General features: G+C 67.8%; 32 protein-coding genes and 1 tRNA gene. 23 read left to right on the forward strand and 10 right to left on the reverse strand.

Translation table 11 applies throughout. The annotated features are described in order from the left end of the window. Positions 1–28: 28 nt before the first annotated feature. Complete coding sequence (locus ACV22W_RS16385) at positions 29–904, reverse strand: SIR2 family NAD-dependent protein deacylase (protein ID WP_448020463.1); 876 nt, start codon at positions 902–904, stop codon at positions 29–31. Positions 905–983: 79 nt separating this feature from the next. Next, positions 984–1,589 (reverse strand): NUDIX domain-containing protein, encoded by a 606-nt coding sequence (locus tag ACV22W_RS16390; protein ID WP_059530245.1) that lies wholly within the window; start codon positions 1,587–1,589, stop codon positions 984–986. A gap of 81 nt (positions 1,590–1,670) precedes the next feature. Between ACV22W_RS16390 and ACV22W_RS16395 the strand changes: the two genes are divergently transcribed. After that, entirely contained in the window at positions 1,671–2,426 is a 756-nt protein-coding gene (locus ACV22W_RS16395; protein WP_448020464.1) for a DeoR/GlpR family DNA-binding transcription regulator, read from the forward strand. A 240-nt stretch (positions 2,427–2,666) separates the two neighbouring features. Here ACV22W_RS16395 and ACV22W_RS16400 read toward each other — a convergent pair whose 3' ends face one another. Then, complete coding sequence (locus ACV22W_RS16400) at positions 2,667–3,827, reverse strand: enolase C-terminal domain-like protein (RefSeq protein ID WP_448020466.1); 1,161 nt, start codon at positions 3,825–3,827, stop codon at positions 2,667–2,669. A gap of 79 nt (positions 3,828–3,906) precedes the next feature. Beyond that, positions 3,907–4,065 (reverse strand): hypothetical protein, encoded by a 159-nt coding sequence (locus ACV22W_RS16405; RefSeq protein ID WP_448020468.1) that lies wholly within the window; start codon positions 4,063–4,065, stop codon positions 3,907–3,909. 243 nt (positions 4,066–4,308) lie between these two features. Between ACV22W_RS16405 and ACV22W_RS16410 the strand changes: the two genes are divergently transcribed. The 4 genes from ACV22W_RS16410 to ACV22W_RS16425 are packed head-to-tail and all read left to right on the forward strand — an operon-like array spanning position 4,309 to position 5,313. Beyond that, positions 4,309–4,593, forward strand: a complete 285-nt coding sequence (locus tag ACV22W_RS16410; RefSeq protein ID WP_448020469.1) for a hypothetical protein — start codon at positions 4,309–4,311, stop codon at positions 4,591–4,593. 47 nt (positions 4,594–4,640) lie between these two features. Then, entirely contained in the window at positions 4,641–4,850 is a 210-nt protein-coding gene (locus ACV22W_RS16415) for a hypothetical protein (protein ID WP_059530257.1), read from the forward strand. A gap of 34 nt (positions 4,851–4,884) precedes the next feature. After that, positions 4,885–5,097: a 30S ribosomal protein S21 gene (rpsU, locus tag ACV22W_RS16420; RefSeq protein ID WP_059530260.1), complete on the forward strand. Its 213-nt coding sequence runs from the start codon at positions 4,885–4,887 to the stop codon at positions 5,095–5,097. Positions 5,098–5,106: 9 nt separating this feature from the next. Continuing rightward, a complete protein-coding gene (locus tag ACV22W_RS16425; protein WP_059530263.1) occupies positions 5,107–5,313 on the forward strand; it encodes a hypothetical protein in 207 nt (68 codons plus the stop codon). Between the two features lie 299 nt (positions 5,314–5,612). Here the strand turns inward: ACV22W_RS16425 and ACV22W_RS16430 are convergent, their stop codons facing one another. Continuing rightward, the gene (locus ACV22W_RS16430; protein WP_059466993.1) at positions 5,613–5,957 is read right to left on the reverse strand and encodes a cupin domain-containing protein; all 345 of its coding nucleotides are present in this window, start codon (positions 5,955–5,957) and stop codon (positions 5,613–5,615) included. Positions 5,958–6,247: 290 nt separating this feature from the next. On the opposite strand from ACV22W_RS16430, the gene ACV22W_RS16435 reads away from it, so the two are divergent. Next, positions 6,248–6,322: transfer RNA gene (locus ACV22W_RS16435), tRNA-Gly, on the forward strand. A gap of 132 nt (positions 6,323–6,454) precedes the next feature. Then, positions 6,455–7,222, forward strand: coding sequence for a tRNA (guanosine(46)-N7)-methyltransferase TrmB (gene trmB / locus ACV22W_RS16440; RefSeq protein ID WP_059530270.1), 768 nt, complete (start codon positions 6,455–6,457; stop codon positions 7,220–7,222). Positions 7,223–7,332: 110 nt separating this feature from the next. On the opposite strand, the gene ACV22W_RS16445 is transcribed toward trmB, so the two are convergent. The 3 genes from ACV22W_RS16445 to ACV22W_RS16455 form a co-directional block, all read right to left on the reverse strand. After that, a complete protein-coding gene (locus ACV22W_RS16445; protein ID WP_448020472.1) occupies positions 7,333–8,163 on the reverse strand; it encodes an undecaprenyl-diphosphate phosphatase in 831 nt (276 codons plus the stop codon). A 77-nt stretch (positions 8,164–8,240) separates the two neighbouring features. Beyond that, positions 8,241–8,822, reverse strand: a complete 582-nt coding sequence (locus ACV22W_RS16450) for a DUF1439 domain-containing protein (RefSeq protein WP_448020473.1) — start codon at positions 8,820–8,822, stop codon at positions 8,241–8,243. A 141-nt stretch (positions 8,823–8,963) separates the two neighbouring features. Next, on the reverse strand, positions 8,964–9,281 hold the full coding sequence (locus tag ACV22W_RS16455) for a YkgJ family cysteine cluster protein (protein WP_448020475.1): 318 nt from the start codon (positions 9,279–9,281) through the stop codon (positions 8,964–8,966). 170 nt (positions 9,282–9,451) lie between these two features. Between ACV22W_RS16455 and hemN the strand changes: the two genes are divergently transcribed. The 16 genes from hemN to ureG all read left to right on the forward strand — a co-directional run bounded on the left by hemN (position 9,452) and on the right by ureG (position 24,244). After that, positions 9,452–10,843, forward strand: a complete 1,392-nt coding sequence (gene hemN / locus ACV22W_RS16460; protein ID WP_448020476.1) for an oxygen-independent coproporphyrinogen III oxidase — start codon at positions 9,452–9,454, stop codon at positions 10,841–10,843. A 72-nt stretch (positions 10,844–10,915) separates the two neighbouring features. Then, entirely contained in the window at positions 10,916–11,173 is a 258-nt protein-coding gene (locus ACV22W_RS16465) for a hypothetical protein (RefSeq protein ID WP_059448113.1), read from the forward strand. A gap of 104 nt (positions 11,174–11,277) precedes the next feature. Beyond that, positions 11,278–11,934, forward strand: coding sequence for a protein-L-isoaspartate O-methyltransferase family protein (locus tag ACV22W_RS16470; protein ID WP_448020477.1), 657 nt, complete (start codon positions 11,278–11,280; stop codon positions 11,932–11,934). Between the two features lie 14 nt (positions 11,935–11,948). Next, positions 11,949–12,272 carry a rhodanese-like domain-containing protein gene (locus ACV22W_RS16475; protein WP_006758748.1) on the forward strand — a complete coding sequence of 108 codons (324 nt, stop codon included), beginning with the start codon at positions 11,949–11,951 and terminating at the stop codon, positions 12,270–12,272. A 548-nt stretch (positions 12,273–12,820) separates the two neighbouring features. Beyond that, a complete protein-coding gene (gene urtA / locus ACV22W_RS16480) occupies positions 12,821–14,128 on the forward strand; it encodes an urea ABC transporter substrate-binding protein (RefSeq protein ID WP_059699402.1) in 1,308 nt (435 codons plus the stop codon). Between the two features lie 121 nt (positions 14,129–14,249). After that, on the forward strand, positions 14,250–15,869 hold the full coding sequence (urtB, locus tag ACV22W_RS16485) for an urea ABC transporter permease subunit UrtB (protein WP_448020479.1): 1,620 nt from the start codon (positions 14,250–14,252) through the stop codon (positions 15,867–15,869). 1 nt (position 15,870) lies between these two features. After that, positions 15,871–17,058: an urea ABC transporter permease subunit UrtC gene (gene urtC, locus ACV22W_RS16490; protein WP_448020481.1), complete on the forward strand. Its 1,188-nt coding sequence runs from the start codon at positions 15,871–15,873 to the stop codon at positions 17,056–17,058. After that, positions 17,055–17,912, forward strand: coding sequence for an urea ABC transporter ATP-binding protein UrtD (urtD, locus tag ACV22W_RS16495; protein ID WP_059530295.1), 858 nt, complete (start codon positions 17,055–17,057; stop codon positions 17,910–17,912). Before urtC ends, urtD begins: the two co-directional genes overlap by 4 nt. Positions 17,913–17,916: 4 nt before the next feature. Further along, positions 17,917–18,609: an urea ABC transporter ATP-binding subunit UrtE gene (gene urtE, locus ACV22W_RS16500; protein ID WP_448020482.1), complete on the forward strand. Its 693-nt coding sequence runs from the start codon at positions 17,917–17,919 to the stop codon at positions 18,607–18,609. A gap of 185 nt (positions 18,610–18,794) precedes the next feature. Then, positions 18,795–19,670 carry an urease accessory protein UreD gene (locus tag ACV22W_RS16505; protein ID WP_448020483.1) on the forward strand — a complete coding sequence of 292 codons (876 nt, stop codon included), beginning with the start codon at positions 18,795–18,797 and terminating at the stop codon, positions 19,668–19,670. 236 nt (positions 19,671–19,906) lie between these two features. Further along, entirely contained in the window at positions 19,907–20,209 is a 303-nt protein-coding gene (ureA, locus tag ACV22W_RS16510) for an urease subunit gamma (protein ID WP_006048588.1), read from the forward strand. A 14-nt stretch (positions 20,210–20,223) separates the two neighbouring features. Then, positions 20,224–20,529 carry an urease subunit beta gene (locus ACV22W_RS16515; protein ID WP_448020485.1) on the forward strand — a complete coding sequence of 102 codons (306 nt, stop codon included), beginning with the start codon at positions 20,224–20,226 and terminating at the stop codon, positions 20,527–20,529. A 28-nt stretch (positions 20,530–20,557) separates the two neighbouring features. Continuing rightward, a complete protein-coding gene (gene ureC, locus ACV22W_RS16520; RefSeq protein ID WP_448020486.1) occupies positions 20,558–22,264 on the forward strand; it encodes an urease subunit alpha in 1,707 nt (568 codons plus the stop codon). An 18-nt stretch (positions 22,265–22,282) separates the two neighbouring features. Continuing rightward, on the forward strand, positions 22,283–22,915 hold the full coding sequence (ureE, locus tag ACV22W_RS16525; protein ID WP_448020487.1) for an urease accessory protein UreE: 633 nt from the start codon (positions 22,283–22,285) through the stop codon (positions 22,913–22,915). Continuing rightward, positions 22,902–23,582, forward strand: a complete 681-nt coding sequence (locus ACV22W_RS16530) for an urease accessory protein UreF (protein ID WP_059530307.1) — start codon at positions 22,902–22,904, stop codon at positions 23,580–23,582. Before ureE ends, ACV22W_RS16530 begins: the two co-directional genes overlap by 14 nt. Positions 23,583–23,596: 14 nt before the next feature. After that, entirely contained in the window at positions 23,597–24,244 is a 648-nt protein-coding gene (gene ureG, locus ACV22W_RS16535; RefSeq protein WP_059820176.1) for an urease accessory protein UreG, read from the forward strand. A gap of 60 nt (positions 24,245–24,304) precedes the next feature. On the opposite strand, the gene waaA is transcribed toward ureG, so the two are convergent. Beyond that, positions 24,305–25,660 carry a lipid IV(A) 3-deoxy-D-manno-octulosonic acid transferase gene (gene waaA, locus ACV22W_RS16540; RefSeq protein ID WP_448020489.1) on the reverse strand — a complete coding sequence of 452 codons (1,356 nt, stop codon included), beginning with the start codon at positions 25,658–25,660 and terminating at the stop codon, positions 24,305–24,307. 37 nt (positions 25,661–25,697) lie between these two features. Next, positions 25,698–26,582, reverse strand: coding sequence for a Kdo hydroxylase family protein (locus tag ACV22W_RS16545; protein ID WP_059605588.1), 885 nt, complete (start codon positions 26,580–26,582; stop codon positions 25,698–25,700). Positions 26,583–26,613: the final 31 nt, after the last annotated feature.

Raw genomic sequence — 26,613 nt, forward strand, 5'->3', positions numbered from 1 at the left:
CGCGGCCGGCCGATTCGTCCCGCGCCGCTCAGCCGCCGTGCCATGCACGGTCGAGTGCCACGAGCGTCGCGAGCGCGCCGCCCTTCAACCCGATCACGTCCGCACGGCGGGCATGGGCCTCGCGTACGTTGATGCGGATCACGTCGGCTCCGAGCCGTTCGCTCGAGAGACGCACGGTGGGAATCGCGGTGCCCGCGCCGATCTCGACGACGGTCACCCATCCCGCCTGCGCGATCCAGTCCTGCAGGGCCCGCTCCTGCGCGTCGTAGCGTTCGCCGAGCCAGCCGTTGTCGCCGAACATCAGGATGTTCGGTCGCGCGAGGCCGCCGCAACGTGGGCAGCGCGGCAACTCGCCGACCAGCCGGCACGCGGCCGCGTCGACGTCGGGCGTGAACGACGCGGCGTCCCAGGTGTCGTCCGAGCAGGGTCGCAGGCACTGCATCGAATGAATCGAACCGTGGATCTCGACGACACGCGCCGGATCGAAACCGGCCTTCTGGAACTGGCCGTCGACGTTGCTCGTCAGCACGAAGCCGCCGTTCGGCATCGCGTCCATCCAGCGCCGCAGGATCGCGAAGCCCGCGTGCGGCACCGTCTGCCGGTAGAGTCCGAGACGGTGGCCGTAAAAGCCCCACGCAAGCTGCGGATGCGCGCGAAACGCCTGCGGCGAGGCAATCTCGTGGAATTCGAAACGCTCGTGGCGCAGCGCCGGATACGCGCGCCAGAAGCCATCCGTGCCGCGGAAATCGGGCAGCCCCGAATCGACGCCGATGCCGGCGCCGGCCGTCACGAGCAGCGCATCGGCGCGCGCGAGCGCCTCGATGGCGGACGCGACCAGATGAGCCGGCAGTGGTGCGGCAGCGGCGCTGGAATCGGTGAAATCGGACGAGTCGGAAATCGGCATGGTGGAGCGGCGGAGGCGACGAGCGACGCGGGAGTGGCGTCGCGCGATCATACGCCGGTTCGGGCGCCGCGCCGCGACATCACGCCGCCGCGGCGCGCCCGCCCGCGGGTTCCCGCAGCGCGACGTACTGCAGCAGCATGATCGTCTTCGCGTCGACGATCTCGCCCCGCTCGACGGCATCCAGCGCCGCGTGCAGCGGCATCTCGACGACCTCGAGATCCTCGCCCTCCTCCGCGATGCCGCCGCCGTCGCCCGTGCGCAGCGATGCATCGTATTCGCCGACGAAGAAATGCAGCTTTTCGGTCACCGAGCCCGGGCTCATGAACGCCTCGAACACCTTGCGCACGCCGCGCACGCGATAGCCGGTTTCCTCTTCGGCCTCCGCGCGAATGCGTGCATCGGGCGTCGCGTCGTCGAGCAGGCCGGCGGCGGCTTCGAGCAGCATCCCGTCGTGTCCGTTGACGAACGCCGGCATCCGGAACTGCCGCGTGAGCAGCACGTCGCCCGTCGCCGCGTTGCGCAGCAGGATGGTCGCACCGTTGCCGCGGTCGTACGTTTCGCGGCTCAGGCGCTGCCACGTGCCGTCGCGGCGCAGGAAATCGAACGTCACCTTCTTCAGCACATACCAGTCATCGGACAGCACCGTCGTATCGACGATGCGGACGCGGTCCCGCGTTGCGGCCATGGTGGTCTCCCATTCGACAAGTGACGGCACTCATGGTAGCGTGCACATTCGTGCAATTTCAAGAAATTTCGTGCAATTTTGATGCTGACCACCCAACGCAAGAAGGCGATCCTCGACGCGCTCGCCCGCGACGGCCAGGTGCTGGCCGTCGAGCTGAGCGCGCAATTCGGCGTGTCCGAGGACACGATCCGGCGCGACCTGCGCGAACTGGCGGCCGAGGGCCTGCTGCAGCGCGTGCACGGCGGCGCATTGCCGGCGTCGCCGGCGGTCGCGCCGTTCGCGCAGCGCGAGGCGATCGAAACCGCGGAAAAACGACGCATCGCGCGCCGGGCCGCGCAGATGATCGCGCCCGGACAGGTCGCGATCGTCGACGGCGGCACGACGTCGGCACTGCTCGTCAGCCAGCTGCCGCCCGACCTGCGCGCGACGATCGTCACGCACAGCCCGAGCGTCGCCGTCGCGCTGGCCGCGCATCCGTCGATCGACGTGATCCTGATCGGCGGACGGCTGTACAAGCATTCGATCGTCGCGGTGGGCGCCGCGGCGATGGAAGGCATCTCTCGCATCCACGCGGACCTGTATTTCATGGGCGTGACCGGCGTTCATCCGGTCGCGGGGCTGAGCACCGGCGACTTCGAGGAAGCGGCGATCAAGCGCGCATTGGCGGGGCGTGCGGGCGAGACGGTCGTGCTGGCCTCGCAATCCAAACTGCGAGCGGCATCGCAATTCGTGATCGGCGAGCTCGCGCTCGCGCAAGCGATCGTGGTCGAACAGGAAACCGATGCAGCGCTGATCGAGCCGATCGAGGCCGCGGGCGTGACGGTCGTGCGCGCATAGCCGAGCGGCGCTTCGACGTCTGCACGTCGGCGGCGCTGCACCGACATCGTCGCCGGCGCGTTGCTGCTGGTCGGCGTGCACGTGATCAGGTAACGGCGGCTCGCCTACGGCGTACGGTCATGCCGCGCGTGGTTCGACCACGCGCTCACGTGACGTGTGCTCGACCGGTTCATCGCGGCGACGATGCTCGGATTCGCGGCCCGCGTCACGATCGACGCGCGCTGAAACCGGCCGCGCCGTTCACAAGCCGGCTACCGCGCGAAACGCGTCGTACGCATCGGCATGAAGCTCGAAGCCGATGCCCGGCGCCTGTGGCACGGCCGCGCGGCCTGCGTCGACCGATTCGCCGTCCGCCAGCCCGTTGAATGGACGGAACGCGAACGGGCTGACTTCGGCGCCGCCGAGCCCGAGCGCCGACACGACGTGCAACGAGAACAGATGACCACCGTGCGGCCAGAACGCATCGCGCCGCCAGCCGTTCGACACGAAATGGTCGACGATCCGCAGATAGCCCGGCAGGCCATAGCAATGCACCGGATCGAACACGAGGACGTCGCGGTCCGGGCGCAGACCGCCGTAGCGTTCGAGCAGCTTCGCTTCCGCGAGCGAGAACAACGCCTCGCCGGCCGCGACCGGCGGCGCGTATTGCGCGGCCAGGTCCGCATGAAGCGGCAGGTCGAGCGGATCGCAGAGATCCTCGAACCACCAGAGTTCGAACGGTGCCAGCATCGCGGCGGCTGCGCGGCCGCTCGTCGCGTCGTACGCGTTCATCGCATCGACCGCGAGATGCGAACTGCCGGCAAGACACGCCGCAGCAGCTTCGATGCGTCTTTGGTCGTGATCGACATCCGCGCCGCCGATCTTGTTCTTCGCGTGCGTGTAGCCGAGATCGGCGATGCGATGCATCTCGTCGGACAGGCGCGCGAGATCGTCGTGCGGATAGCGGTAACCGCCGCCCGCGTAGACACGCACGCGAGGTGCCGCGTCGCGTGCGAGCCGGTCGGCGACGAAGCGACTGAGCGGCAGGCCCGCGATCTTCGCGGCGGCATCCCAGATCGCCATGTCGAGCACGCCGACCGCGACACAGCGTTCACCGTGCCCGCCGGGCTTCTCGCCTGCCATCATCGCTCGCCATGCGCGAAATGGATCGAGGTTCGTGCCGGCATCGTCTGCGATGGCGTTCGCGGCGGCCAGCAGACGCGGCGCGAACCGTTCGCGAATCAGCCCGCCCTGTGCATGACGGCCGACCGATGCGTAGCCGTAACCCGTGACCGGCCGGCCATCGCGCACGACATCGGTGACGATCGCGACGACGCTCGTCGTCAGGCCGCCCGACGAAATCGCCGGATCGGCATAGCGGGAAACCGGGATCGCTTGCTCGCGGATGTCGAGGATGCGCATGGTCGGGGTTCCGGGAAAACGTTCGGCGTTCGCGGGCCATGCGCGCATTGCGGGCCGGCGCGACTGGCGGATCGCTGCATCATAGGCGCTTGCGCGATGTCGTGCAGGCGTGCCACTGTCGCGATGCGGCGAAGGGATCGGACTCGATCGGCATCATCCGGATCGCGCCGTGCCACGTCGAAGTGCGGACGAATGCCGCGTCATGCTCGACGCGTGTTGCGGCCTCGACGCCGGTCATCGCACCGCACCGGCACGGCCGCGAATTAGATGGACAACCGACGCGAAGCGCGTATGATGAATTTCGTCCGAGCCCGCGCCACCCCATTCGCCGCTCGCCCCGCCGTCTACCCTCTCACTGCGTCGCGCCGTTACCCGCACGCATTGCCGCCCTTTTCACCCCACCCGTCACGCCGCGCCGCGGCGATACCGGTCGGATGCGTTCGTCCACGCGATTTATCGCGACCGAACCCAGGAGTTCATCATGAGCATGCATCTCTATCGTGGCTTCGAAATCTATCCGCTGATCTACCCGCACGTTCCGTCACTGAACGGTAATCCGCACAACTACGAAGGTGGCTTCGACGCGGCCGTGAAGATCTGCCTGCGCGGCACCGCAGACACGCTGACCCGCAGCGAAACATTCCGGCTGCTCGAGCACGCACCGTTCGAATCGGCGGGCGAAGCGCGCCGCGCGTCCGTTCGCTACGCGGAGGAGATCATCGACGGCAATCGCGGCGAGCAGCCGCTCTTCGCCGATTCCCATTGACGCTTCCTGCCGCGACAGCGCTGCGGCACTCTGATTCGGATGGCGAAATGATCATCGATGAACTCCTCCGCCTGATCGAACGGCGCGAGATTTCCAGGACCGACGCGGTCCCGAACGACGGCCTCGCCGGTTCTGCGTTGCGTCACCAACCCGAGTTGCAGATGTTCGCTGCCGTACGCGCATTGTCGATCAGCGCCGGATACTCCGAATTCGAATCCGACGAGATCGCGAGTGCCGTCATGACCCGACTCGGCTAGTTTTCCTCCACGCATGTCTTGAAACAGGACCTACATGACGACGATCATCCTCAAGCCCGACGAACCTGTCGACGTCGCGCTCCGGCGCTTCCGTCGAAACATCGAGAAGACGGGCCTGATCCGCGAGTTGCGCGGTCGGACCAGCTATGAAAAGCCGACCACCGAGCGCAAGCGCAAGAAAGCCAGCGCCGTCGCGAGACAGCGCCTGCGCGCGAAACGCATGCTGCCGCCTCGCAAGCTCTACTAGGAGAACGCCGTGTACCAGCCGACCGTCGAGGATCCTCCATTCTTCCCGTTGACGAAATGCGAGGTCGATTTCGATCGACAGAACGATGCGATCACGCTTCTGCCGAGCTTCTACGCGTTCGGCTGCGAGTACACCAGTCGCGGCCTCCTGATCGGCCGAGACGATGCATTCAGATTGATTGCCGCGATCGAAAAGGCGTTGAGCATCGAGCATTGAACGCCGCCTCGACGACGTCGAATCGCGTTGTGCTGGTCGGTGCGGCGCATGCGAGCGGCCTGACCGACTCAGGACTGGCCGCGCTTCTTTCTCATCGTCGAACCTGCGGGTTCGATCCACAGGCTCCCGTCACCACCGCTCTCGCAAGCGACAGGCAGTCGGCGCGATCGATGGGTTCGACGGGATAGCGGAACCGGCCGAGCGTGCGATCACGCTCGGCGAGTTGTTTCCGAACCGGAATGCGTTTCAACGCATCGATTCAGCCGGCGCTCGTACGCGAGTCGAATCGACGGGCCCGCTCAAGCAAACACGAAGTACTTGCGTACCGTCTCCACCACTTCCCACGTCCCTTTCATACCAGGTTCGATGACGAACACGTCGCCGGCCTTCAGGTGCACCGGCTCCTCGCCTTCCGGCGTGATGATGCAATAGCCGTCGAGGAAGTGGCAGTACTCCCATTTCTCGTAGTTCACCTCGAACTTGCCCGGCGTGCAGATCCAGGTGCCCATGATCTTGCTGCCATCCTTCGAGAGGTACGCGTTGAGGTTCACGGTGTGCGGATCGCCGCCGATGCGCTTCCACTTGGTCGCGTCGACGACCGGGGTCGGGCAGGTTTTGCGCAGAACGGTGATGAAATCGGACATGTCGGCTCCAGACTAACGATCGGGGAAGAGGTCTGTCACGTTAGTTCGAAAGCTTCACCGGGGCTTGTATGCGTCCGACACCGACTCGTCAATTTTCGACACGGGCTTGCGTGCGGCGCGCGTCGTGTTCCGGTCGGCCTTGCGTTGACGGACTGATTCGGGCCGATCCTTGACACCCGCTCCCGGCGATCCGTCGGCCAACCACCGAGCGCGTGCCGTGCTTCGACGCAGGCGGCCAAAAACGGCTCGCTTGCAACATCTGCACCAAACCCTGTAGAATTACGCGTTCTGCGGGCGTCGTATAATGGCCATTACCTCAGCTTCCCAAGCTGATGACGTGGGTTCGATTCCCATCGCCCGCTCCACCTTCGGCTGCTCGCAGCCTGCGCAAGAGCCGCCTCGTCGAAGGCGGCTTTTTTGTACCATCTGCCGGTTCATCCGGTAGCGCCGCTGCGCATGACGGGCCCGCGCCCGAACCAAGCCTTTCTCTGTCACCGATGATGCACGACGATCCGAACGAAGCCGGCCTGCCGCCGGACGACGCCGCCCTTCCCGACGAAGCCGCCGACGGCGCCGATGAAGTCAACCCGCTGCACCGCCGCCGCATCCGCAGCTTCGTGACGCGCGCCGGCCGCGTGTCGACCGGCCAGCGCCGCGCGCTCGACGATCTCGGCCCGCGCTTCGTCGTCCCGTACGCGGCGGAAATCCCGGATTGGGACGCCGTATTCGGCCGCCGCGCGCCACGCATCCTGGAGATCGGTTTCGGGATGGGCGCATCGACCGCGGAAATCGCCGCGCACCGCCCGGGCGACGACTTCCTCGGCGTCGAGGTGCACGAGCCGGGGGTCGGCGCGCTGTTGAAGCTGATCGGCGAGCAGGACCTGCCGAACATCCGCATCATCCAGCACGACGCGGTCGAGGTGCTCGAGCACATGCTCGCGCCGGAAAGCCTCGACGGCGTACACATTTTCTTCCCGGATCCGTGGCACAAGGCGCGCCACCACAAGCGCCGGCTGATCCAGCCGCCGCTCGTCGCGCATCTCGCGTCGCGCCTGAAGCCCGGTGCATACCTGCACTGCGCGACCGACTGGCAAAACTACGCGGAACAGATGCTGGAAGTGCTCGGCGCCGAACCGACGCTCGAAAACACGGCCGCCGACTACGCGCCGCGCCCCGATTACCGCCCCGTCACGAAGTTCGAACGGCGCGGGCTGCGGCTCGGTCACGGCGTGTGGGATCTGGTGTTCCGCAAACGCGCCAGCTGAACACGGCGCGCAACGCACGCGACTCGCCGCGCAATGACGAACGGCCCGACCGGCATCTGCTGCCGACCGGGCCGTTTTCTATTGGATGCGCCCTCGCCCCCGCACCGGCATCACGCCCAGTTCAGCCACCCGCTGTAACCCACCAGCAGCACGAACAGGCCGAACGCGATCCGGTACCACGCGAACACGGTGAAGTCGTGCGTCGCGACGAAACGCAGCAGCCAGCGCACGCACACGAACGCGCTGACGAACGCGGCCACGAGCCCGAGCGCGAACAGGCCGAGCGAATCGACCGTGAACGCCTGCCAGTCCTTGACGGTTTCATAGAGCGTCGCGCCGAAGATGATCGGAATCGCGAGGAAGAACGAGAATTCGGTCGCGACGCGCCGGTCGAGGCCGAACAGCATCCCGCCGATAATCGTCGAGCCCGAGCGCGACATGCCCGGCACCAGCGCGAAACATTGCGCGATGCCGACTTTCAGCGCGTCGAGTGGCGTGAGCGCATCGACCGACTGCACGCGCGGCGGCTCGCCGCGTTCGCGCTGCCGCGCCTCGGCCCACAGGATGATCGCGCCGCCGACGACGAGCGCGAACGCGACCGGCACCGGCGAGAACAGCACGGCCTTGATCTTCTTCTCGAACAGCAGGCCAAGCGCGATCGCGGGAATCGTCGCGATCACGACGTTCAGCGTGAAGCGTTGGGCGTCAGGCCGGCTCGGCAGCCCGGTCACGACGGACACGATCCGCTGCCGATATTCCCAGCAGACCGCAAGGATCGCGCCGAACTGGATCACGACGTCGAAGGTCTTCGCGTGCGCATCGTTGAAATTCAGGAAGCTGCCCGCGACGATCAGGTGGCCGGTGCTCGACACCGGGAGGAATTCCGTCAGCCCCTCGACGACGCCGAGGATCAATGCCTTGCAGATCAGGATCCAGTCCATCCGTGGCCCAACTCCGAAGTAGTCGAAAGAAAGGCCGCGTCACCGCCGCGGCCCGCCCGGCCGCGCGCGATGCGCCGTCACTTTTCGACGATCGCCACGCGTATGCCGTTTGTAAGAATCGTAATTGTACCGGGTTCGTAGTTCACGCCGGCAAATTGCAGCTGCTCGGGCTTGAACGTGTAGATCGGGTAGTTGGTCAACACCTGCGTGGCGAGCAGGCCGGCGGCCGCGCCGACCTGTTGCGCATACGTCTGCGCGTTGCCGTCGAGCACGAGGCTGTCGACGGCCGGCGCTTTCAGCACGACCGACCGGCTCGGCGCATCGTAGGCCAGCTGGCCCGACACGGTGAACTTGCCGCTCACCGGTTCGCGCAGGAACGGACTCGCGAAATGCGCGTCGAGCTGCACGGCGACGCGGTTCTGGTCGGGCAGCAGGTTGACGGCCGGATTGGCGAGCGACACGTCGACGACCTGCGCGACCGTCTTCTGGTACGGAAACTTGCGCGCGACGGCTTTCTGCACGTCGCCGCGCGAGAACGTGTAGTGATCGGGGATGAACGGGAACGTCGACGCGCAGGCGGCGAGCGATACCGACACGCCGATGGCGCCGGCGCAGGCGGCGAGGAAGCGGCGCCGGCCGGGCGTGCAAGATGCGGTCATGCTGGACAATCTCCTGTATCGGGCGAGGCGGCCGCCGGGTTACCGGCTCGGCCGCAAGCGGTGCCGGGGACCGGAGTTAGTGCTTCGGCGCATGTCGCCGGTTCCATGCGCATGCCGGTGGACGGCCGCGCGGGCAATGCGTCAGCGAGCCGCGCCGGCGCCAGGCGACGGCTGCGTCGCGACCTCGAGGCGCGTCAGCCACGCGAGCGCGTCGTCGCGCGACGCACCGCACATCTCGGCGGACGGCTGCAGCCCCGAGCAGCACGTGGGACGCTCCGGCCGGCCGAAGATCCGGCAGCGCAGGTCGTCGCCGAGTTGCACGCAGCGCACGCCGGCCGGCTTGCCGTCGGGCATCCCCGGAATCGGCGAGGAAATCGACGGTGCGATGCAGCACGCGCCGCACGCCTCGCGGCAGGCATGCGGCGGCGGGACATCGGCGGGCGCCGGACGGACAGGCATTTCGACGGACACTCTGCTCTCTCACGAACAACGAAAAACGGTGCGGCAACCGGACGCAGCGTGCGGCAGCCCACTGCGCATTGTGCCACCGTCGGCTGCGACGTTATTACACAATGCAGCCGGAATGCGCGTTTATATACTCGAAAGCATCTAAAAAGCGCGAGACCATCATGAGTTCCGGTTCTGCCGACACCCTGTTCCGTCCCGATTTGCTCGCGAAGTACGGCGCGAACGGGCCGCGCTATACGTCCTACCCCACCGCGCTGCAGTTCCGCGACGATTTCGACCCGGCCGATTATGTGCGCGCCGCAGGCGATCCCGGCGCATCGTCGAGCGACCTGTCGCTGTACTTCCACATCCCGTTCTGCAACACGGCCTGCTTCTATTGCGGCTGCAACAAGATCGCGACCAACAACCGCCGCCGCGCGCGCCCGTATCTCGAGCAACTGAAGCGCGAGCTGGCGCTGCAGGCCGCGCTGTTCGATCCCGCGCGCCCGGTCACGCAACTGCACTGGGGCGGCGGCACGCCGACCTTCCTGTCCGACGACGAAACGGCCGAGCTGATGGTGGCCACCCGCGAACACTTCGCGCTCGCGCCGGACGCCGACGCGGAGTTCTCGATCGAGATCGACCCGCGCACGGTCACGCCCGCGACGCTCGTGCACCTGCGCAACATCGGGTTCAACCGGCTGAGCCTCGGCGTGCAGGATTTCGATCCGGTCGTGCAGCAGGCGATCAACCGGATCCAGCCGCTCGCGATGACGGCCGACCTGCTGTCGGCCGCGCGCACGACGGGCTTCCATTCGGTGAGCGTCGACCTGATCTACGGACTGCCGCACCAGACGGTCGCCGTATTCGCGCGCACGCTCGAGACGATCATCGAACTCGCGCCCGACCGCCTCTCGGTATTCGGCTACGCGCACATGCCGCACCTGTTCAAGATGCAGCGGCAGATCGACGACGCGACGCTGCCGCCGCCCGCGACGCGCGTCGCGCTGCTCGGCCTCGCGATCGACATGCTGACGCAGGCCGGCTACGTGTACATCGGGATGGATCACTTCGCGCGGCCGACCGACGAACTCGTGCGCGCGCAGCGCAACGGCACGCTGCAGCGCAATTTCCAGGGCTACAGCACACGCGCGGATACGGACCTGATCGGCTTCGGCGTGTCGTCGATCGGCAAGGTCGGCGACGTCTATGCGCAGAACGCGAAGGACCTGCCGGCGTATGGCGCCGCGCTCGACGCGGGCCGGCTGCCGATCGCGCGCGGCGTGCGGCTCACGCCCGACGACCGGCTGCGCCGGGACGTGATCACCCAGCTGATGTGCAACCTCGAACTGCCGTTCTCGCATATCGAGGCAGCGCACGGGATCCGCTTCGCCGATCACTTCGCACGCGAGCTCGACGCGCTGCGCGCGTTCGAGCAGGACGGCCTGCTGACCATCGCCGGCGACCGCCTGACGATCCACCCCGCCGGCCGGATGGTCGTGCGCAACATCGCAATGGCGTTCGACGCCTATCTCGGCCAGACGCCGCGGCAACGCTACTCGCGCACCGTCTGACGCCGCACGGCCGCATGCGGGCGGCCGGTTTGATAAAGTAACGGGCTCAACGCCCCTGCAAGAATCCGCACGATGCGCACCACCAAAGCAACCAACGCGGTCGAACGCCTGAAGACCCGTTCCGGCAACCCGCAATTCGCGGCCGTCGCGATGGCGGGCGGCCTGTTCTATCTGGTCGACCGCTCGGGCGGCACTGCCGAGAAGCGCAGCGAGCCGCTGCCGCTCGACGAATTCGTCAGGTTCGTCGACGAATTCGGCCCCAAAAAGCCGCGCAAGGCGAGCAAGCTCGACCTCGCATTCGAGGCGCAGATCAAGAAGAGCAAGGGGTAAAGGTCTGTTGCAGGCCGCCTGAAGGCTTCGCCGCCGCCCCGTTTGGTACAATCACGAAGTTTCTCTACCCCCGCTGATGGCCGACCTGGCTGCGTGACCACACCATGAATATCGAAAACGCGCGTTTCAACATGATCGAACAACAGATCCGGCCGTGGGACGTGCTGGATCTGGACGTCCTGGGCCTGCTGGCGATCGTCAAGCGTGAAAACTACGTGTTGCCCGAACACCGCGATCTCGCGTTCGCCGACCTCGAGCTGCCGCTGCCCGGCGGCACCAGCAAGATGCTGTTCCCGCGCGTCGAAGCGCGCGTGCTGCAGGAACTGGCGGTCAAGAAGCACGAGAACGTGCTCGTGATCGGCGCGGGTTCGGGCTACCTGGCCGCGCTGTTCGCGCATCGCGCACAGCATGTGACGGCTGTCGATATCGATCCGACCATCGCAAAGTTCGCGGCGGACAACCTGCGCAACGACGGCGTGACGAACGCGGAAGTCGTGCTCGGCGACGGCTCGCTCGGCTGGCCCGCCAAGGCACCGTACGACGTGATCTGCGTCGCAGGCGGCCTGCCGGTCGTGCCGCAGCAGATGCTCGAACAGCTGAAGATCGGCGGCCGCCTGTCGGCGTTCGTCGGCGGCCGTCCGGTGATGAAGGCGCAGATCATCACGCGCATCGACGACAAGCAGTACCGAGTCGCCGACGTGTTCGAAACCTACGTCAATCACCTCGTCAACGCGATGGAGCCGTCGCGCTTCAAGTTCTGAGCGGCGGAGCTTCCATGCAGATCCTGACACCCGCGATGCTCGCGGAATGGCTTCGCGATCCGGCGCGCCCCGCGCCGGTCGTGCTCGACGTGCGCGAACCGTGGGAAATCTCGACCGCGCAGATCGCCGGCAGCGTGTCGATCCCGATGCAGCAGATCCCCGCGCGCAGCGAGGAGCTCGACGACGAAGCGGAAATCGTCTGCGTGTGCCATCACGGGATGCGCAGCGCGCAGGTCGCGATGTTCCTCGAATCGCGCGGCTTCACGAAGCTGTATAACCTGCAAGGCGGGATCGACGCGTGGTCGCGCGACGTCGATCCGTCCGTGCCGCGTTACTGAGTTACCGAGCTTCCCGGCGGCGCATCGCGCGCCGCCACGGCGACCGGCACGTTGCAGCCGATCGCTCCGATCCGCCGAACGGGCGCGCATGGCGCGCCCGTTTGCGTATCTGCGCCTCCCTCCTCCTCCGGTTGCTTCAGCGCGTCGGCCGCCCGCGTCCGTTCGATGACGAACGGTGGGCACCCGAGCATGGCAGCCCGTCGAGCGGATCGTCTCGCCCTTCCCGTCGTACTTCACGATCATGCCGTGCTCGGCGACGGCGACACCACGCGGCTGGATGCATGCGCATCGATCACGTTCCGCACACCCCTCGACACGTGACGCACGCGCTCGCACAGGGCGCACGCCGTGCACCATTTGCGCCCGCGCGACTGCACCGCAACGGATCGCGCATGCTGCACGACGCGTCACGCGCACCACGCCGACGCCCCGCGCCACCCCGCACAGGCACGCCCGGCGTGCATCGGTGCGACTGGCACATGCCTTGCGTTAGTCCGATGCCGGCGCCGACACGGCGCACGCCTATCCAACACGTCAAGGGGAACTCGATGAAACGTCGCAGTCTGCTGAAGTTCGGTTCGATGGCCGGTGCACTCGCGCTGGCGGGCAAGAGCCCGTTCGCGCACGCGGCCGATGCGGGCACGGGTCCGATCAAGGTCGGCATCCTGCATTCGCTGTCGGGCACGATGGCAATCTCCGAAACGTCGCTGAAGGACACGGCGCTGATGACGATCGCCGACATCAACAAGAGCGGCGGCGTGATGGGGCGCAAGCTCGAGCCCGTGGTCGTCGATCCCGCATCGAACTGGCCGCTGTTCGCGGAGAAGGCGCGCCAGCTGCTCACGCAGGACAAGGTCGCGTGCGTGTTCGGCTGCTGGACGTCGGTGTCGCGCAAGTCGGTGCTGCCGGTGTTCGAGGAACTGAACGGCCTGCTCTACTACCCGGTGCAATATGAAGGCGAGGAAATGTCGCGCAACGTGTTCTACACGGGCGCCGCGCCGAACCAGCAGGCGATCCCCGCCGTCGAGTACCTGATGAGCGCGGAAGGCGGCGGCGCGAAGCGCTTCTTCCTGCTCGGCACCGACTACGTGTATCCGCGCACGACCAACAAGATCCTGCGTGCGTTCCTGAAATCGAAGGGCGTGAAAGACGCCGACATTCAGGAGGTCTACACACCGTTCGGCCACAGCGATTACCAGACGATCGTCGCGAACATCAAGAACTTCGCGCAGGGCGGCAAGACGACCGTGATCTCGACGATCAACGGCGATTCGAACGTGCCGTTCTACAAGGAGCTCGGCAACCAGGGGATCAAGGCGACCGACGTGCCGGTGGTCGCCTTCTCGGTCGGCGAGGAAGAGCTGCGCGGGATCGACACGAAGCCGCTCGTCGGCCATCTCGCCGCCTGGAATTACTTCATGTCGGTGAAGAACCCGACGAATACGAAGTTCAAGGACCAGTTCGCCGCGTGGGTGAAGGCGAACAACCTGCCGGGCGGCGCGAAGCGCGTGACCAACGATCCGATGGAAGCGACCTACGTCGGCATCCACATGTGGAAGCAGGCGGTCGAGAAGGCGAAGAGCACCGACGTCGACAAGGTGCGCGTCGCGATGATCGGACAGACGGTTGCCGCGCCGTCGGGCTTCACGCTCTCGATGGACGGCAACCATCACCTGCACAAGCCGGTGATGATCGGCGAGATTCGCGGCGACGGGCAATTCAACGTCGTGTGGAAGACGAAGACGGCCGTGCGCGCGCAGCCGTGGAGCCCGTTCATCGCGGGCAACCAGGGCAAGCCGGACATCGTCAGCTCGATCCCGGCATTCTTGCGCCGGCAGCGCGCGGCGCTCGCCTGATGCGATGTGGAGCGCTGCGCACCGGCGTGGCGCTCCGTTCGCACGCCGGTGCACGCACGCCGCCGCGATTGCGGTAACGCGCCGCACGCACTCGCTTTCCCATGCCCGACAGGATTTCCCGATGCCTACACGCTTTCGCCGGGCCGCCGTCGCGGTCGTCGCCTGTGCCGCGCTGGCGGGCGCGCTGCCGCGCGCCGCGTTCGCCCTGACGGCCGCCGATACCGCCGCGCTCGCCGGCGACGACTTCGACGCGAAGACGACCGCGATCGACCATCTCGCCGCCGATGCCGATCCGCGCGCCGTCGCGTTGCTCAATGCGTTGTCGACCGGCGACGCGCTCGCGACCGGCGACGGACGCCTGCTGATCCAGACTGGCGACACCGCGCACGACGCGCTCACGCAGGCCGCGACGCCGGCCGGCGACGCGCAGCCCGTGATGCTGAACAACCTGCTGCGCACGAAGATCGCCGGCGCGCTGTCGGGTCTCGCCCTCGCGTCGCCCGACGTCGCCGCGCGCCGCGACGCGATCGATGCGCTGCTGAAGTCGCCCGACCCGGCACTCAAGCCGATGATCGATCGTGCCCGCGCGAAGGAAACCGATCCGGCATTGAAGCGCCGCCTCGACGCGCTATGGGCGATCGCCGCGCTGCACGATGCCGATCCGGTGAAGCGTCTCGAAGCCGTGCAGGTGGTGGCCGCGCGCCGCGACCTCGACATGATCGAACAGTTGCGTCCGCTCGTCGCGAACAACGCGGACGGCAGTTTCGCCGAGCCCGACGCGCGCGTGCGCGAAGCCGCGCAGCAAGGGCTCGACGCATTGCACGCGCTGCAGCGCCGCAGCGAGATCGCCGGCACCGTGTTCGCGGGCCTGTCGCTCGGCAGCGTGCTGCTGCTCGCGGCGCTCGGCCTCGCGATCACATACGGGCTGATCGGCGTGATCAACATGGCGCACGGCGAATTCCTGATGATCGGTGCGTACGCAACCTATGTCGTGCAGACGCTGATCCAGCGCTATGCGCCGGCGGCATTCGACTGGTATCCGCTCGTCGCGGTGCCGGTATCGTTCGCGGCCGCCGCGCTGGTCGGCATCGTGCTGGAGCGGCTCGTGCTGCGGTACCTGTACGGCCGCCCGCTCGAGACGCTGCTCGCGACCTTCGGCGTGAGCCTGATCCTGATCCAGGCGACGCGCATGCTGTTCGGCGCGCAGAACGTGCAGGTCGTGAACCCGTCGTGGATGAGCGGCGGCGTGACCGTGATGCAGAACCTGATCCTGCCGTACAACCGGCTCGCGATCCTGGCGTTCGCGCTCGCGGTCGTATGCATCGCCTGGGGTGTGCTGACGAAGACGCGGCTCGGCCTGTTCGTGCGCGCGGTCACGCAGAACCGCCGGATGGCCGCGTGCGTCGGCGTGAAGACCGCGCGCGTCGACGCGTATGCGTTCGCGTTCGGCGCGGGCATCGCGGGCCTCGGCGGCTGCGCGCTGTCGCAGATCGGCAACGTGGGCCCGGACCTCGGGCAAAACTACATCATCGATTCGTTCATGGCGGTCGTGCTCGGCGGCGTCGGCCAGATCGCCGGCACCGTGCTCGGCGGCTTCGGTCTCGGCCTCGTCAGCAAGGCGATCGAGCCGTTCTGGGGCGCCGTGCTCGCGAAGATCGCGGTGCTCGTGATGATCGTGCTGTTCATCCAGAAACGTCCGCAGGGCATGTTCGCCCCGAAGGGACGCAGCGCGGAGGCCTGACATGACTTTAATCACCGATTCGCTGTCGAACCCGATCGCCGACTCGCCGAAGCCCGCTGCCGCCGCGCGTGCGGAGGAGGGTTTCGCGCTCGGCCTGCCGCCCCGCCCCGCGCTGCTGTCGCGCCGCGCGTGGCTCGCGCTCGTCGTACTGTGCATCGCGATCGGCATCGGCGTGCCGCTCGCCGCGCTGGTCGCGCCCGAGTCGAGCGCGTTCCATTTGTCCGCGTATGCGATGACGCTCGCCGGCAAGCTGATGTGCTACGCGATCGCCGCGCTCGCGCTCGATCTCGTGTGGGGTTACTGCGGAATCCTGAGCCTCGGCCACGGCCTCTTCTTCGCGCTCGGCGGCTATGCGATCGGCATGTACCTGATGCGCGAGATCGGCCGCGACGGCAAGTACGGCAGCGACCTGCCCGACTTCATGGTGTTCCTCGACTGGCATCAGCTGCCCTGGTACTGGAGCGGCACGCAGCACCTCGCCTGGGCGCTCGCGCTGGTCGTGCTCGCGCCGGCCGTGCTCGCATGGGTGTTCGGCTTCTTCACGTTCCGCTCGCGCGTGAAGGGCGTGTACCTGTCGATCATCACGCAGGCGCTGACGTTCGCCGCGATGCTGCTGTTCTTTCGCAACGAGACGGGCTTCGGCGGCAACAACGGCTTCACGGACTTCAAGCGCATCGCCGGGTTTCCGATCACGTCGCCCGGTACGCGCACGGTGCTGTTGCTGCTGACCTTCGCGACGCTCGTGCTCGCGTTCATCGCCGCGCGCGCGATCGTCACCAGCAAGCTCGGGCGCGTGGTCACCGCGGTGCGCGACGGCGAGACGAGGCTGATGTTCCTCGGCTACAGCCCGCTCGCGTACAAGCTGTTCGTATGGACGCTGTCGGCGGTGCTGTGTGGAATCGCGGGCGCGTTGTACGTACCTCAGGTCGGCATCATCAACCCCGGCGAGATGTCGCCCGGCAACTCGATCGAAATGGCGATCTGGGTCGCGGTGGGCGGGCGCGGCACGCTGATCGGTCCGATCGTCGGCGCGTTCGCCGTGAACGGCGCGAAGAGCCTCTTTACCGCGTACTTCGCCGAATACTGGCTGTTCTTTCTCGGGCTGATCTTCGTGCTCGTGCCGCTCTTGCTGCCGCGCGGCATCATGGGCCTCGTCGACACGCTGCTCGCAAAGGGGAAACGCGCATGAACGGCACGGCCCTCTACCAGTTCACGCCACCGGCCGAGGACGAGCTGCTGACCGTCAGCGGCACCGCATCGATGGGCCGCGTGGTGCCGCCCGGCATCGACACGTCGCACGGCACGATCCTCTACCTCGAGGACATCGAGGTGAGCTTCGACGGCTTTCGCGCGCTGAACAAGCTGTCGCTCGCGATCGACGCGGGCGAGCTGCGCTGCGTGATCGGCCCGAACGGCGCGGGCAAGACGACGATGATGGACGTGATCACCGGCAAGACGCGGCCCGATGCGGGCAAGGTGTTTCTCGGCCAGACCATCGACCTCGCGCGGATGAACGAACCCGAGATCGCGCGAGCGGGGATCGGCCGCAAGTTCCAGAAGCCGACCGTGTTCGAACAGCATCCGGTGTGGGAAAACCTCGAATTGGCGATGCAGACCGACAAGGGCTGGCTCGCATCGCTGCGCGCGCGGCTCGACCGCGCCGCGCAGGCGAAGATCGAGGAGACGCTCGCGCTGATCGGCCTCGAAAGCGACGCATATCGCGCCGCCGGCGAGCTGTCGCACGGGCAGAAGCAGCGGCTCGAGATCGGCATGCTGCTGATGCAGCGCCCGGCTCTGCTGCTGCTCGACGAGCCGGCCGCCGGGATGACCGACCACGAGACGATGGAACTCGCGAAGCTGCTGAACACGCTGCGCGGCACCTGCTCGATGATGGTCGTCGAGCACGACATGGAGTTCGTCGCGGCGCTCGCGGGCGACACGGGCCGCGTGACGGTGATGGCCGAAGGCGCGGTGCTCGCGCAAGGCACGCTCGACCAGGTCAAGCGCGACGACGCGGTGATCGAGTCCTACCTCGGACGGTAATCCAATGCTGAAGATCGATGCACTGAACCAGTATTACGGGGGCAGCCATATCCTGCGCAACGTCACGCTGGCCGCCGACGACGGCAAGCTCACCGTGCTGCTCGGCCGCAACGGCGTCGGCAAGAGCACGCTGCTGCGCTGCCTGATGGGCGTCGTCGCCGCGAAGAGCGGCAGCGTGTCGTGGCGCGGCACGGCGCTCGGCGCACTGCCGCCGTATGCGCGCGTCGCGGCCGGCCTCGCGTACGTGCCGCAGGGCCGCGACATCTTTCCGCGCCTCACCGTCGAGGAGAACCTGCTCGTCGGCGCGGCGAGCCGCAAGGCCCCGTCGAAAGTGCCCGACCGTATCTACGACCTGTTCCCGGTGCTGAGGGACATGCGCGCACGGCGCGGCGGCGACCTGTCGGGCGGCCAGCAGCAGCAGCTCGCGATCGGCCGCGCGCTGATGAGCGAGCCGCAGCTGCTGATCCTCGACGAGCCGACCGAGGGCATCCAGCCGTCGATCATCCAGGACATCGGCCGCACGCTGCGCCAGCTCGTCGACGAATCGAAAATGACCGTGCTGCTCGTCGAGCAGTATTACGACTTCGCGCGCTCGATCGCGGACCATTACTGGGTGATGAGCCGCGGCGAGGTCATCGCGGGCGGCGAGGCGCGCGACATGGAAACCCACGGCGTGCGCGAGCTGATCGCGGTGTAGCGAGGAATACGGCACGCGATGACGTTGCCGCAAAGTGCCGGCGATCGACGCATGTCGGACGAACGTCGGCATCGCCGCCGCGCGGCCGCCCCTCCCCGTCGCCACGTTCGGCATCCCGAACACCCGAGCGTATTGTGTTGCGGTAGCATTCCCCGATCACCGCGCCCGTCTCCAGCTTCCCGCCGATGTCCGCCCTCGATTCCCACGCCCCGCTGTCCCGCCCCGCCGCCGCCAAGTCGTGGCGCGGCCGTCTCGAACTCGGTTTCGAACCTCACGGCGCGCGCACGACGCTCGTCCACCGGCTGCACGACGGCCCGCTGCGCGTCCAGCGGCCGCTGTATCCGGAAGGCGACGCGATCTGCCACGCGGTCATCGTTCACCCGCCGGGCGGCGTCGCGGGTGGCGACCGGCTCGACATCGACATCACGCTCGGCGACCGCACGCACGCGGTGCTGACGACACCCGGCGCGACCAAGTGGTACAAGTCGAACGGCCTTGATGCGACGCAGCGCATTGACATCACGGTCGGCGAGCACGCGAAGCTCGACTGGCTGCCGCAGAATAACCTGTTCTTCGACGCGGCCCACGCGGCGCTCGACTTCACGGTGACGCTCGGCGCCGGCGCGAGCGCGATCGGCTGGGACGCGACGCAGCTCGGCCGTCAGGCGGCCGGCGAAACGTGGTCGGCCGGCCGCATCGCGTCGGATTCGGCACTCGTCGATGCCGCCGGACGGCCGCTATGGACCGAGCGCGCGCTGCTCGACGCGCACGATCCGCTGCGCGGCGCGCTGCAGGGCCTCGGCGGCTTTCCCGTGTACGGCACGCTGTGGGCGGCCGGCGCCGCGTGCGATGCCGCGCTCGCCGAAGCGCTCGCCGCGCGGATGCCGTTCGACGACGCCTTGCGCGCGGGCGCGACCTGCGTGACGCCGGGCGTCGTGCTGGTGCGCGCGGTATCGACGTCGATGGAAGCGCTGCAGCGTCACTTCGCCGACTGCTGGCTTTACCTGCGGCCGCTCGTGCACGGCGTCGACGCACGGCCGCTGCGCCTCTGGCAGACCTGAGCGCGCGGCCCGGCACGCACCGTTTCGGCGCAGCCGCGCCGCCCGCCCTGCCCACGATTCATGCATCGCGCACCAGGATCGCGCATCGAGGCGCGTTCCATCGACATGGCACGCACCTTGCTGCTTACATAACGGCTACACGACGCACGAAAAACGGCGCGGTGCTACGATGACCCGCGCCCCGGCCGGAACCCCGCGCGCCGATAAAAATTACGTTTTCCTGAACGATTTCCTTCATGAAACTGACTCCCCGAGAAAAGGACAAGCTGCTGATCTTCACGGCGGCGCTGCTGGCCGAGCGCCGCCGCGCGCGCGGGCTGAAGCTCAATTATCCGGAAGCGGTCGCATTCATCACCGCCGCGCTGATGGAAGCCGCGCGAGACGGCAAGACCGTCGCCGAGGTGATGCACTACGGCACGACGCTGCTCACGCGCGACGACGTGATGGAAGGCGTGCCGGAGATGATTCCCGACATCCAGGTCGAGGCGACCTTCCCCGACGGCACCAAGCTCGTCACCGTCCACCACCCGATTCCGTGACCGAGGTAGCACGCATGATTCCCGGCGAAATCCTCACCGACGACGGCGAGCACGAACTGAACGCGGGCCGCGCGACGGTCTCGCTCGTCGTCGCGAACACCGGCGACCGCCCGGTGCAGGTCGGCTCGCATTACCACTTCTTCGAAGTCAACGACGCGCTGTCCTTCGACCGCGCCGCCGCGCGCGGCTTCCGGCTCAACATCGCGGCCGGCACGGCCGTGCGCTTCGAGCCGGGCCAGACGCGCACCGTCGAGCTCGTCGAGCTGGCCGGCGACCGCGCCGTCTACGGTTTTCAGGGCAAGGTGATGGGGCCGCTGTAAGCCGCGCCCCGCTCTTCAGGAACAGCACATGACACTACGCTTGAGCCGCCGCGCATACGCGGAAATGTTCGGGCCGACGACGGGCGACCGCGTGCGGCTCGCCGATACCGAACTGATGATCGAGATCGAACGCGACTTCACCACCTACGGCGAGGAAGTGAAATTCGGCGGCGGGAAGGTGATCCGCGACGGGATGGGCCAGTCGCAGCGGGTGGCCGCCGACGTGCCCGACACGATCATCACGAATGCGGTGATCCTCGATCACTGGGGCATCGTGAAGGCCGACATCGCGATCAAGCACGGCCGCATCGCCGCGATCGGCAAGGCGGGCAACCCCGACATTCAGCCGGGCGTGACGATCGCGATCGGCGCGGCGACCGAAGTGATCGCCGGCGAAGGGCTGATCGTGACGGCCGGCGGCATCGACACGCACATCCACTTCATCAGCCCGCAGCAGATCGACGAGGCGCTCGCCTCGGGCGTCACGACGATGCTCGGCGGCGGCACGGGGCCGGCCACCGGCACCAACGCGACGACCTGCACGCCGGGCCCGTGGCACATGGAGCGAATGCTGCAGGCCGCCGAAGGCTGGCCGATCAACCTCGGCTTCCTCGGCAAGGGCAACGCGAGCCTGCCGCTGCCGCTCGTCGAGCAGATCGCGGCCGGCGCGATCGGCCTGAAGCTGCATGAAGACTGGGGCACGACGCCCGCCGCGATCGACAACTGCCTGTCGGTCGCCGACGACACCGACACCCAGGTCGCAATTCACACGGACACGCTGAACGAAGGCGGCTTCGTCGAATCGACCGTCGCCGCGTTCAAGGGCCGCACGATCCACACGTACCACACCGAAGGCGCGGGCGGCGGCCACGCGCCCGACATCCTGAAGGTGTGCGGCGAGGCAAACGTGCTGCCGTCGTCGACCAACCCGACGCGCCCGTACACGATCAACACGCTCGACGAACATCTCGACATGCTGATGGTGTGCCACCACCTCGATCCGTCGATCGCCGAGGATCTCGCGTTCGCCGAATCGCGGATCCGCCGCGAGACGATCGCGGCCGAGGACATCCTGCACGATCTCGGCGCACTGTCGATGCTGTCGTCCGACTCGCAGGCGATGGGCCGCGTCGGGGAAGTGATCATCCGCACCTGGCAGACCGCGCACAAGATGAAGGTGCAGCGCGGCGCGCTGCCCGAAGACGGCGCGCGCAACGACAACTTCCGCGCGAAACGCTACGTCGCGAAGTACACGATCAACCCGGCGCTCACGCACGGCATCGCGCACGAAGTCGGTTCGATCGAGCCCGGCAAGTGGGCCGACCTCGTGCTGTGGGAGCCCGCGTTCTTCGGGATCAAGCCGTCGATGATCCTGAAGGGCGGGATGATCGCCATGGCGCAGATGGGCGATCCGAACGCGTCGATTCCGACGCCGCAGCCCGTCCACTACCGCGAGATGTTCGCCACGCGCGGCGGTGCGCTCGCGCGCACGTCGCTGACCTTCGTGTCGCAGATGGCCGCCGATGCGGGCATTGCCGAACGTTACGGGCTCGCGAAGCGCGTCGTGCCCGTGCGCAACTGTCGCAACGTGACGAAGGCCGACATGATCCACAACGCATGGCGCCCGTCGATCAGCGTCGATCCCGAAACCTACGACGTGATCGCCGACGGCCAGCTGCTCACCTGCGAGCCGGCGACGGTGCTGCCGATGGCGCAGCGCTATTTCCTGTTCTGATTTCCGGTTTTTCGTTCCATGCGCACCCTCGACAAACGCATTGCCCCGAACGTGAAGCTCGCCGCGTCGCTCGTCGCGCGCGCGCCGACGCTCACGCTCGCCTATGACGCCCGCTGCAAGAGCCGCCTCGCGGCGACGCTCGACACCGGCGAGGACGTCGCGGTCCTGCTGCCGCGCGGCACCGTGCTGCGCGACGGCGACGTGCTCGTCGCCGACGACGGCGCGCTCGTGCGCGTCGCCGCGGCGCCCGAGACCGTGCTGCGCGTGCGCGCGGCCGATCCGCTCACGCTGATGCGCGCCGCGTATCACCTCGGCAACCGTCACACGCCGGTCGAGATCGGCGACGGCTACCTGAAGCTCGAAGCCGATCCCGTGCTCGCGGACATGCTGCGCCGGCTCGGAACGCAGGTCGAAGAAACCAGCGCACCGTTCCAGCCGGAAGCCGGCGCATACGGCGGCGGCCACAAGCACGGACACGACGCGACGTTCGCCGAGGACTACGCACTCGCGCAGCAGGTATTCGGCGAACATCACGGCCACTCGCACTCGCACTCGCACTCGCACTCGCACGATCACGATCACGATCACGATCACGATCATCAGCATGGCCCGGGCTGCGCGCACGGCCACCACGGTCATGACCACCACTGAGCTCGTCGCGCTGCTGCATCTCGCGTCGCCCGCGCTGCCGATCGGCGCGTTCAGCTATTCGCAGGGACTCGAAGCCGCGCTCGACGCAAACCTGATCCGCGACGCCGACACCGCGCGCGACTGGATCGCGAGCGGGCTGACCGACGTGCTCGCGCACGGCGAGCTGCCGTTCCTCGCGCACCAGCTCGCGCGCTGGCACGCGCACGACGCCGATGCGCTCGCACGCGAGAACGCATGGTTCGTCGCGAGCCGCGAATCGTCGGAGCTGCGCCGCGAAACCGAGCAGATGGGCTGGTCGCTCGCGCAACTCTGCGCGTCGCTCGAATGGGGCGATGCCGCGCGCCGCGCGACGCTCGCGTCGATCTCGCCGATCGCGCTGCCGACGGCGTTCGCCTACGCGGCCGCCGCACACGATGCCGGCGCCGACGCGACGCTCGCCGCCTACGCATTCGGCTGGGTCGAGAACCAGACGTCGGCCGCGCTGAAAGCCGTGCCGCTCGGCCAGCTCGCCGGCCAGCGCATCATCGTCGCGCTGCGCGGCGCGATCGACGCGGCCGTGCGCCGCGCGCTCGCGACGCCGCCCGACGCCATCAACACGTTCGCGCCGCAGCTCGGCATCCTGTCCGCGCGGCACGAAACCCAGTATTCGCGGTTGTTCCGCTCCTGAATCCCACCCACGCCATGAACGCACCCGCTCTCTCCTCCGCCCGCCGCACCAAGAAACTGCCGCCGCTGCGCGTCGGCATCGGCGGCCCGGTCGGCTCCGGCAAGACCACGCTGCTCGAAATGCTGTGCAAGGCGATGCGCGAGCGCTACGACCTCGTCGCGATCACGAACGACATCTACACGAAAGAAGACCAGCGCCTGCTGACGGTCGCGGGCGCGCTGCCCGAGGAACGCATCATGGGCGTCGAGACGGGCGGCTGCCCGCATACGGCGATTCGCGAGGATGCGTCGATCAACCTCGAGGCCGTCGACCGGATGCTGTCGCGCTTTCCCGACGCCGACATCGTGTTCATCGAATCGGGTGGCGACAATCTCGCGGCGACGTTCAGCCCCGAGCTGTCGGACCTGACGATCTACGTTATCGACGTCGCGGGCGGCGAGAAGATTCCGCGCAAGGGCGGCCCCGGCATCACGAAGTCCGACCTGCTCGTGATCAACAAGACGGACCTTGCGCCGCTCGTCGGCGCGAACCTCGACGTGATGGCGTCGGACACGAAGAAGATGCGCGGCGAGCGGCCTTACGTGATGACGAACCTGAAGGCGCTCGACGGCGTCGCGGACGTCGTCGCGTTCATCGAGAAGAAGGGATTGTTGACGGTTTGAGCGACGCGACGGCTGCATGCCGCCACGTCTGCCCGGGGGAAACGGCCTTGCGCCGTTAGCTTAGTCGTCCGACGCGTCGGCTGCGCCGTGCATCGCACGCCCGCCCCGCTCCACCGGCGGCAGCAGCGCCGCGAGCACGTCGACCGAGCGCGCGGTCGCGCCGCGATGGCGCGACGCGAACGCGGCGCCCGCCGCGCCCATCGCGATGCGCCGTGCCTTGTCGGCGAACAGCGCGTCGAGCACGTGCGCGAGATCGAGCGGATCCGCGACCTGCATCGCCGCGCCGGCCGCGACCGCATCGGCGGTCGCCTGCGTGAAGTTGAACACGTGCGGGCCCATCAGCACCGGCACGCCGACCGCGCAGGCCTCGATCAGGTTCTGCCCGCCGAGCGGCAGCAGGCTGCCGCCGATGAACGCGACGTCGGCGGCCGCGTAGTACGCGCCGAGCTCACCCATCGAGTCGCCGAGCAGCACCGTCACGTCGGCCGGCAACGGTTCGGCGGCCGACCGGCCTGCCGCGAGCGCCGCCGCGTCGGCGGCCCACGCGGAACGTCGTACACACTTGAACCCGTTGCGCTCGACCAGCGCCTCGACTTCGGCGAAGCGCTGCGGATGACGCGGCACAAGAATGAGGAGCGCGCCGGGCGTCTTCATCGCGGCGAACGCCTGCAGCACCAGCGCCTCCTCGTTCTCGCGCGTGCTGGCGGCGACCCACACGGGCCGCGTGCCGATCGCGTCGCGCCATGCATGGCCACGCGCCGCCAGCTCAGGCGGCGTCGTCATGTCGAACTTCAGGTTGCCGAGCACCGTCACGTTGCGTGCGCCGAGCGACGTCAGCCGCTCCGCGTCGGCCGGGCTCTGCGCGAGCACGCGCGAGAAACCGCCGAACACGTCGCGCGTCGCCGCGCCGAACTTCGCCGCACGTCGATGCGAGCGCGCGGACATCCGCGCGTTGGTCAGCACGAGCGGCACGTCCGCGCGGCGGCACTCGTCGATCAGCGTCGGCCACACTTCGGTTTCCATCACGAGACCCAGCGTCGGCCGCCATGCGCGCAGGAAGCGCCGCACCGCGCCCGGCATGTCGTACGGCAGATAGCAGCGCAGCACGCGATCGCCGAAGATCTGCTCGCCGGTCGCGCGACCGCTCGGCGTCATGTGCGTGAGCAGAATGCGCGCGTCGGGACGCGCATGCATCAGCGCGTCGATCAGCGGCTGCGCGGCGCGCGTCTCGCCGACCGACACCGCATGCACCCAGATCAGCGGCGTGCGATCGTCCGGCGACCGGCCCGCGACGTGGCCGAAGCGCTCGCCGATATGCTCGCGATAGCCGCGCTCCTTGCGCGAACGCACATAGAGCCGGATGACCGCGATCGGCGCGACGAGCCACCACAGCGCGCGATAGATCGCCCTCAGCATGCGCGGGCTCCGAAACCGTGAAGGATGCGGTGCGCGCTCAAACCAGCGCCCTGCCCTGCAGGCGCTCGAGAATCCCGAGCGGCGCGCATTCGCGACGCACCATCGCGTCGACCGGCAGGAAGAAGGTCTGCTCGAGCATGAACTGGCCGGACATCACAGCGTGCGAAGTCTGATCCGAGAAACATATCCACACGCTACCCGGCGGAAACGGCATCGTCTGCTGCGGGCAGGTCTTCTGATAGTCGAGATCGGCCTTCATGCTGTCGTGCAGATTCAGCATCAGGTGGTCGTATGCGCTGCGCGGCGATTTCGTCACGTGCAGCAGGTTCAGCAGCCACGCGGAACCCGGGAACTGCGGCCGGATCTTCGGCAGGAAACGCTTCGCGACGTCCTCGAACGGCTCGCCGACGCGCCACACGCGCGGCTGGCCTGCCGGGTTGACGTTCGTGAACACGCGCAGGATCCGCTCGCCGTAGTTCGGCCGCGACGGGAACGCGTCGACGTGCAGCCGGCTGTCGTCCTTGCGCCACGACGTCTGGCGCGTCTCGACCTGCATCAGCCGCAGGCTCGTCGGCGCGACGCGCAGCTTGCCGCGGTATTCGGGAAAGAGGCCGTCGACGAGCGTGCCGGCCTGCTGCTGGAAGCGCGCGACCAGCGCGCGCACGGCCGACTGCGTGACGCTGTCGCCGAGCACGCCGGCGAGCGCACCGCCGTTCGGCGCGAGGCTGATGTTCTTGCGTTTCGGATCGGCGAGCGCCGGATCGAGCAGCGCTTCCTCGCCGCCTTCGATCGCGAAGCGCAGGTGCGGGAAATACAGCACCTTGCCTTCCTCGACCGCGGCGAGCAGCTGCTCGCGCGGCGCCGACAGGTTGTGTCCGCTCCAGTCGGCGGACGGGACTTCGATGATCTGGGATTCGCTCATGATCGGTTCGCGTGCGTGACGGGCAGGGCAG

The organism is Burkholderia sp. AW49-1 (genome assembly GCF_053427845.1).

Bases quoted from the DNA above. Each gene is read 5' to 3' on its own strand.
- ACV22W_RS16385 (WP_448020463.1), bottom strand. From the start codon at position 904: ATGCCGATTTCCGACTCGTCCGATTTCACCGATTCCAGCGCCGCTGCC.
- ACV22W_RS16390 (WP_059530245.1), bottom strand. From the start codon at position 1,589: ATGGCCGCAACGCGGGACCGCGTCCGCATCGTCGATACGACGGTGCTG.
- ACV22W_RS16395 (WP_448020464.1), top strand. From the start codon at position 1,671: ATGCTGACCACCCAACGCAAGAAGGCGATCCTCGACGCGCTCGCCCGC.
- ACV22W_RS16400 (WP_448020466.1), bottom strand. From the start codon at position 3,827: ATGCGCATCCTCGACATCCGCGAGCAAGCGATCCCGGTTTCCCGCTAT.
- ACV22W_RS16405 (WP_448020468.1), bottom strand. From the start codon at position 4,065: ATGACCGGCGTCGAGGCCGCAACACGCGTCGAGCATGACGCGGCATTC.
- ACV22W_RS16410 (WP_448020469.1), top strand. From the start codon at position 4,309: ATGAGCATGCATCTCTATCGTGGCTTCGAAATCTATCCGCTGATCTAC.
- ACV22W_RS16415 (WP_059530257.1), top strand. From the start codon at position 4,641: ATGATCATCGATGAACTCCTCCGCCTGATCGAACGGCGCGAGATTTCC.
- rpsU (WP_059530260.1), top strand. From the start codon at position 4,885: ATGACGACGATCATCCTCAAGCCCGACGAACCTGTCGACGTCGCGCTC.
- ACV22W_RS16430 (WP_059466993.1), bottom strand. From the start codon at position 5,957: ATGTCCGATTTCATCACCGTTCTGCGCAAAACCTGCCCGACCCCGGTC.
- trmB (WP_059530270.1), top strand. From the start codon at position 6,455: ATGATGCACGACGATCCGAACGAAGCCGGCCTGCCGCCGGACGACGCC.
- ACV22W_RS16445 (WP_448020472.1), bottom strand. From the start codon at position 8,163: ATGGACTGGATCCTGATCTGCAAGGCATTGATCCTCGGCGTCGTCGAG.
- ACV22W_RS16450 (WP_448020473.1), bottom strand. From the start codon at position 8,822: ATGACCGCATCTTGCACGCCCGGCCGGCGCCGCTTCCTCGCCGCCTGC.
- ACV22W_RS16455 (WP_448020475.1), bottom strand. From the start codon at position 9,281: ATGCCTGTCCGTCCGGCGCCCGCCGATGTCCCGCCGCCGCATGCCTGC.
- hemN (WP_448020476.1), top strand. From the start codon at position 9,452: ATGAGTTCCGGTTCTGCCGACACCCTGTTCCGTCCCGATTTGCTCGCG.
- ACV22W_RS16465 (WP_059448113.1), top strand. From the start codon at position 10,916: ATGCGCACCACCAAAGCAACCAACGCGGTCGAACGCCTGAAGACCCGT.
- ACV22W_RS16470 (WP_448020477.1), top strand. From the start codon at position 11,278: ATGAATATCGAAAACGCGCGTTTCAACATGATCGAACAACAGATCCGG.
- ACV22W_RS16475 (WP_006758748.1), top strand. From the start codon at position 11,949: ATGCAGATCCTGACACCCGCGATGCTCGCGGAATGGCTTCGCGATCCG.
- urtA (WP_059699402.1), top strand. From the start codon at position 12,821: ATGAAACGTCGCAGTCTGCTGAAGTTCGGTTCGATGGCCGGTGCACTC.
- urtB (WP_448020479.1), top strand. From the start codon at position 14,250: ATGCCTACACGCTTTCGCCGGGCCGCCGTCGCGGTCGTCGCCTGTGCC.
- urtC (WP_448020481.1), top strand. From the start codon at position 15,871: ATGACTTTAATCACCGATTCGCTGTCGAACCCGATCGCCGACTCGCCG.
- urtD (WP_059530295.1), top strand. From the start codon at position 17,055: ATGAACGGCACGGCCCTCTACCAGTTCACGCCACCGGCCGAGGACGAG.
- urtE (WP_448020482.1), top strand. From the start codon at position 17,917: ATGCTGAAGATCGATGCACTGAACCAGTATTACGGGGGCAGCCATATC.
- ACV22W_RS16505 (WP_448020483.1), top strand. From the start codon at position 18,795: ATGTCCGCCCTCGATTCCCACGCCCCGCTGTCCCGCCCCGCCGCCGCC.
- ureA (WP_006048588.1), top strand. From the start codon at position 19,907: ATGAAACTGACTCCCCGAGAAAAGGACAAGCTGCTGATCTTCACGGCG.
- ACV22W_RS16515 (WP_448020485.1), top strand. From the start codon at position 20,224: ATGATTCCCGGCGAAATCCTCACCGACGACGGCGAGCACGAACTGAAC.
- ureC (WP_448020486.1), top strand. From the start codon at position 20,558: ATGACACTACGCTTGAGCCGCCGCGCATACGCGGAAATGTTCGGGCCG.
- ureE (WP_448020487.1), top strand. From the start codon at position 22,283: ATGCGCACCCTCGACAAACGCATTGCCCCGAACGTGAAGCTCGCCGCG.
- ACV22W_RS16530 (WP_059530307.1), top strand. From the start codon at position 22,902: ATGACCACCACTGAGCTCGTCGCGCTGCTGCATCTCGCGTCGCCCGCG.
- ureG (WP_059820176.1), top strand. From the start codon at position 23,597: ATGAACGCACCCGCTCTCTCCTCCGCCCGCCGCACCAAGAAACTGCCG.
- waaA (WP_448020489.1), bottom strand. From the start codon at position 25,660: ATGCTGAGGGCGATCTATCGCGCGCTGTGGTGGCTCGTCGCGCCGATC.
- ACV22W_RS16545 (WP_059605588.1), bottom strand. From the start codon at position 26,582: ATGAGCGAATCCCAGATCATCGAAGTCCCGTCCGCCGACTGGAGCGGA.